Origin of the sequence: uncultured Bacteroides sp., from assembly GCF_958445495.1 — a bacterium.
GTDB lineage: Bacteria > Bacteroidota > Bacteroidia > Bacteroidales > Bacteroidaceae > Bacteroides.
In genome coordinates this window covers 56,370-62,369 of the sequence record NZ_CAUCSQ010000024.1, presented here as the reverse complement: position 1 = coordinate 62,369, position 6,000 = coordinate 56,370, and the positions used below count along the sequence as shown (strand labels likewise).

Here is a 6,000-nt window from a genome sequence, read left to right as displayed (position 1 = left end):
CAGGCGGAAAAGTACGGGGAAAAACGGGTATGCACGGGAAGAAGCGGACGGAAGGGAAAAGCCGGAGTGCGCTAAAATGACAACCCATACAGGAATTACAAAGGGACAGGTGAACTTGTTCAGGTTTAAAAAAATATCGGGTAAACCAGCTTAGGTATAACAAGTGAAGTTGGCAACTTAATCCTGTACAGTACACATTACAGGGCTTTATTCGTCATCAAATAAGGGGAACGGAAGTTTCAACGCCGAGAAACTGGAGTTTCAACAGTTAGAAACTATAGTTTCATAAGCAAGAAACTTTAGTTTCCTTTTAAACGAAACTAAAGTTTCAAGCGGTAGAAACTACAGTTTCAAGCAATGGAAACCAGAGTTTCAAGCGGACGAAACTACTGTTTCAAAAGGACGGAACAGGATATTCACTAAAGAAATAAAAGAAATGGCTATATATCAACATATTACAGAAAAAGGAAGGAGGCAAAGGAAATACCATGCCAAACTTTGCAAATATCACTCAATTAATATATGGTCGGAACAAAACCATCCCCCCGCTTTAACCTCTTATCAGAAGAATATGAAGTTAAAACGAAGGGATGGCCTTCAAAAGCTTTCAAATTCGTAAAATTCTCGATTGCAGATACTTATACTTTCCGGAATAGCATCCGGGGCAATCATTTATCCCAACTATATACCTTAATGTACCAAAGTAAAATAAATCGATATGGTATTATCAATTACAAGGTAATTTATATCATTTATATAATAGCATCAAACAGCAGTCGATGTGATGTACCGTTATCCATAACCACCGTCAAGCGATACGGATATTCCTCCCCTTCCGGACATTGCTTGTTGAAACAACGGATACCCTCATAAGACACTGACCGACAACTGCAATTATCTCCCAATGATTATTCTCCCCGGTCAGTCCGTATAAACTCCAGCAATTTCTCTACCGCTTCTTCTTCGGGTATGTTCTTTTCCACACAAACCTTACCTTTATAAAGACTAATTCGTCCCCGACCGGCTCCTACATATCCGTAATCGGCATCCGCCATCTCACCCGGTCCATTCACGATACATCCCATAATACCGATTTTCAACCCTTTTAAATGCGAAGTGGCAGCCTTGATACGGGCAATTGTCTTTTCCAAATCATAAAGCGTGCGGCCGCAACCGGGACAAGAAATATACTCCGTTTTGGAAGTACGGGTACGTCCCGCCTGTAAGATTCCGAATGCTGTCGCATCAATGACCGCATGACTCAAACTGCCTTGGTTGAACAGGAAGATTCCATCGCAAAGACCGTCAAAAATCAGGGCTCCCATATCAGCGGCCGACTTTATCTGCAAGTCCTCGGCATTATCCTCGGCATAATGCTGGAAAAAGACTACCGGATTGTGCAAATCCTCCACCATCAACTGATGTACCAGTGCACGATGTTCACCCAAACGGTTCGGGTTGTTACTCTGAGAGACGACAACCACCTCAGGATGCTGTTTCAGACAAGCAATCACCTCATCCGTCTGCGCCATATAAGACATAAATAAAAACTTGAGTTCCGCATGACATCCTCCCATCAACAACAATTGCAGATGATTGTAGGCAGGCCATGTGCCGGCTTCCCCTGTCCATACATCAGCGTCGAGTATATACTCCACCCCGGCTTCCCGCTGTTCGGGCAAAGCACGTCCGGCATAAATATAATCCGGGGTAAACTGCGGATTCACTTCCGTTTTTCCGTCCATACGGTCGGCAATGACTACCGGGACCTGCCTTCCCCCGATATTGCGGACAGCCCGCGTCTTGCGGCGTTCGGGCGACAGGTAGTTGAACTCCGGCGCCTCCATTCCGGGGATAAAAGGATGATTCCGCCTCAACAGGATGTAATCGACCAACTTGCGGGCAACAGGGATTTCTGCTTCGGGCGCCTCGCTCAAAGAAACACGGATGGTATCGCCCAGTCCGTCACACAGCAACGCCCCGATACCGAGAGCGGACTTGATACGCCCGTCTTCACCGTCTCCGGCTTCCGTCACTCCGAGATGCAGCGGAAATGCCATCCCTTCTTTTTCCATCACGGCCACCAGTAGACGGACGGTTTTCACCATCACCACCGTATTGGACGCCTTGATGGAAATCACGACATCCGTGAAATTCTCTTCCACGCAGATACGGAGGAACTCCATGCAGGACTCCACCATCCCTTCGGGCGTATCGCCGTAACGGGACATGATGCGGTCGGACAAAGAACCGTGATTCACACCGATACGGACTGCCGTATGATTTTCCTTGCAGATATTCAGGAACGGCACAAAACGGTCACGGATTTTCCGTATCTCCTGCGCGTATTCCTCGTCCGTATATTCCAGTTTCTTGAAAGTGCGGGCAGCATCTACGTAATTTCCCGGATTGATGCGCACCTTTTCCGCATAAAGGGCCGCCACATCCGCCACTTTCGGGTTAAAGTGCACGTCGGCTACCAAAGGAACCATATACTCCTGGCTACGCAAACCGATATTTATATTCATCAGGTTTTCAGCCTCTTTGATACCCTGTGTCGTCAGGCGGACATACTCCCCTCCCGCATCCACAATCCGCTTTGCCTGTTCCACGCAAGCTTGCGTATCCTGGGTCGGCGTATTAGTCATCGACTGGATACGAATAGAATTGGGGCCGCCTAACGGCACAGCCCCAATATTGACTTCTGTAGTTTCTCTTCGAGAATAATTGAATAAATCCATCAGTTCGTTTTATATTCAAACTTAACTTCTTTCAACTCTTCATTCGCCTTTACGATTTTCTTTTTCAGACCTTCCTTGTAAGCGGCAAAGTCTTCCGCCAGCTTTTCATCACTCAACGCAAGCATCTGGACAGCCAGAATAGCCGCGTTCATCGCCCCGTTGATAGCCACCGTGGCTACCGGGATTCCGGGAGGCATCTGGATAATGGAATAAAGAGCGTCTACCCCGTCGAGGACGGAACCTTTCACGGGTACTCCGATGACCGGAAGCGTAGTATTGGCCGCAATCACTCCGGGAAGGGCGGCAGCCATTCCGGCAGCGGCAATAATCACTTTAATCCCCCGGTTACGGGCGTTTTTTGCAAACTCTTCCACAGCTTCCGGCGTGCGGTGGGCTGACAGAGCGTTCATTTCGAACGGTACATGCATATCATTCAGCAGTTGCGCCGCCTTTTCCATAACGGGAAGGTCGGATGTGCTGCCCATGATGATACTTACAATTGGAGTCATGTTAATCACTGTTTACTATTCTACTTTTTAGTTACTATTTAGCTTTTACCACTTTACAGTCCCGGACGTCTTTTCAAGAACGGCTTCTTATCCGTTCACCACCGCTTTATATGCTTCCGCATCCAGCAAGTCTTCCACAGCCTTGACGTCCGCCGGCTTTATCTTAACCAGCCATCCCTCGCCATAAGGGTCTTTATTCACCAGTTCCGGATTTTCCTCCAGAGCTTCGTTTTGCTCCAGCACTTCGCCCGCCACCGGCAGGAAAAGGTCGGAGATGGTCTTTACCACTTCAATCGTACCGAAAGTCTCGCCGGCTTCCAGCGTCTCTCCTACGGTAGGTATGTCTACAAACACGATATCACCTAACTGTTCCTGTGCATAATCTGTGATACCGACATAAGCGATGTCTCCTTCTACACGAATCCATTCGTGCTCGTTCGTGTACTTCAAGTCTTGTGGAAAATTCATAATAATTAGTTTTTAGGATTTATACTGTTTTTAAAATAAAAATACCCGGAATAACAGGTTACTCACCGGATGGAGTACCAGAAGGGCAGTTACCAGACCGACCGTAAAGCCGGAAAGCACTTCTCCCAGCGTATGATGCCCCAGAATGATTCGTGCGGAACCCAAGATGCCTGCAATCAGAATAAACAGGCACAACCACGTCACCGGATTATAACCGAACAGCGCGCTGAAAGAGACCAGCCCGCCGATTACTCCGCCTATCCCCGCCATGTGCTCGCTCAATTTCCATTTCAGGTTCACCATGATGCAAATGACGGATACCACCAGCGAAGCCAGGATAATGCCGGTCATATACCAGGGAATATTCAGTTTACGCATCATCAGCAGACAAAACACATACGAGATGATAGTCAGCAGGATAGGCACGTAACGTTTTTTACGCTCACCCAATTCCTGACGGGCGAACCCGTTGATTTTACGGAACAGGAAAATGGTGATGGTAGGCGTCAGTATCGTAAAGCAATAAACGATTCCCAGCACTATCAACTTATATTGTGTCGGCATGATACGAAGATAAGAAAACAGGAATAACACCAGAAAGGATAAAAACGGAATTGAAAACGGGGTAAACACCGTCGAAGTTATTCTCGCCACCTGCAACATGGTCTTATCTGCAATGATATGTTCTCTTTCTTTATCCACGCTCTTCTTGAATTAGGATTGATAAAATTATGATTTATGGTTCTCTGTCTTTGTACTCTGCCTGCCGCCGGCTATTTCCGCAGCCTCGCCACGGGGATGTTAAGTTGCTGCCGGTATTTGGCTACCGTACGCCGGGCGATGGGATAGCCTTTCTCTTTCAATATCTCCGCCAGCTCATCGTCGGTAAGCGGTTTCTTCTTATCTTCCCCGTCGATACATTCTTTCAGAATCTTGCGGATTTCCCGGACGGACATCTCTTCGCCGTCTTCGGTGGTGTATCCGTCGCTAAAGAAGAACTTGAGCGGATAAATGCCGAAGTTGGTCTGCACATACTTGCTGTTGCTCACACGGGAAATTGTGGAAATATCCAGCCCCGTACGTTCGGCGACATCTTTGAGAATCATCGGTTTCAACAAGGATTCGTCTCCTTCGAGGAAGAAAGGCCGTTGCAGGTCTACGATTGCCTGCATGGTAGTCATCAGAGTGTTCTGCCGCTGTTTCACCGCGTCAATGAATCCTTGCGCCGCATCCATTTTCTGCTTCAGGAACATCATCGCCTCCTTCGCCTCTTTCGTCTGGTTCGCCTTGTTTTTCGTATGTTCCTCCACCATTTCCGTGAAGTCGCGGCTCATGCGCAGCTCAGGCACATTGCGGTTGTTAAGGCTGATATGGATTGTTCCGTCGTCATAGGTTTCCACAATAAAGTCGGGGACTATCTGTTGCAGGTTTCTTCCGATGGTCTCTCCCAAAGAGGCTCCCGGACGCGGGTTCAACTTGGTTATTTCACCGATTGCCTCATTGAAAGCCTCTTCGCCCACATCCAGCTTTTTGATAATTTTCTCCCAATGCTTGCGGGTGAACTCTTCATAACAATCGCTGATGATGCGTTCTTCCAGGTCCAATACGGGGTCGTTATTCCTCTCTTCGTCTTTTTTCCGGCGGATTTGTATCAGCAAGCACTCCTGCAAGTTACGGGCCCCGATACCTGCCGGGTCAAAATCCTGCAAGACATGCAGCGCTTCCTCCAGTTCGTCCTCCGTCGATTCTATCCCGGCATAAATGGCCAGCTCGTCACAAATGCTGTCTAAAGACTTACGAAGCAGTCCGTCGTCGTCCAGCGAACCGATGAGGTATTCCACCAGTTCGTGCTGATGCTCCGTCAGGTTACGTTCGCGCAACTGTTCTTTCAGGATTTCATAAAAAGAGGTGGAATCGGAGAACGGGATGTCTTCCGCCTGCTCGTCTTTCGAGCGGTTGTTCTCCTGCAATTTATAGTCGGGAATATCGTCTTCCGTAAGATAGTCGTTCAAAGAATCATAGTCACCGGCATCATTGTCCATGTTTTCTTCAGGACTGTCGGCATCAGCGTATTCGTCTGCCGCCGATTCTTCCCGTCCCTCTTCGAGAGCGGGATTTTCCAACAATTCGGCATGGATACGGTCCTCTAATTCCACTGCGGGAAGCTCCAACAGTTTCACCACCAGGATTTGCTGGGGCGAGAGCGTTTGTATCTGCTGCTGTGCCTGCGACTGTATTTGACGGGAGCCTTGTACCATACTTGTTTTCGATTTCTATTGTTT

5 protein-coding genes are annotated in these 6,000 nt (G+C 48.0%); all 5 read right to left on the bottom strand.

Going from position 1 to position 6,000, the window contains the following annotated elements; all coding sequences use genetic code 11:
- Nucleotides 1–908: 908 nt before the first annotated feature.
- Entirely contained in the window at nucleotides 909–2,741 is a 1,833-nt protein-coding gene (locus tag Q5076_RS10110) for a 4-hydroxy-3-methylbut-2-en-1-yl diphosphate synthase (RefSeq protein WP_303012894.1), read from the bottom strand.
- On the bottom strand, nucleotides 2,741–3,250 hold the full coding sequence (gene purE, locus Q5076_RS10105; RefSeq protein WP_303012893.1) for a 5-(carboxyamino)imidazole ribonucleotide mutase: 510 nt from the start codon (nucleotides 3,248–3,250) through the stop codon (nucleotides 2,741–2,743). The genes Q5076_RS10110 and purE overlap by 1 nt, the downstream gene beginning before the upstream one ends.
- Nucleotides 3,251–3,337: 87 nt before the next feature.
- Nucleotides 3,338–3,718, bottom strand: a complete 381-nt coding sequence (gene gcvH, locus Q5076_RS10100; RefSeq protein ID WP_303012892.1) for a glycine cleavage system protein GcvH — start codon at nucleotides 3,716–3,718, stop codon at nucleotides 3,338–3,340.
- A 30-nt stretch (nucleotides 3,719–3,748) separates the two neighbouring features.
- Complete coding sequence (locus Q5076_RS10095; RefSeq protein ID WP_303012891.1) at nucleotides 3,749–4,420, bottom strand: hypothetical protein; 672 nt, start codon at nucleotides 4,418–4,420, stop codon at nucleotides 3,749–3,751.
- Between the two features lie 71 nt (nucleotides 4,421–4,491).
- On the bottom strand, nucleotides 4,492–5,976 hold the full coding sequence (gene rpoN, locus Q5076_RS10090) for an RNA polymerase factor sigma-54 (RefSeq protein ID WP_303012890.1): 1,485 nt from the start codon (nucleotides 5,974–5,976) through the stop codon (nucleotides 4,492–4,494).
- Between the last annotated feature and the right edge of the window lie 24 nt (nucleotides 5,977–6,000).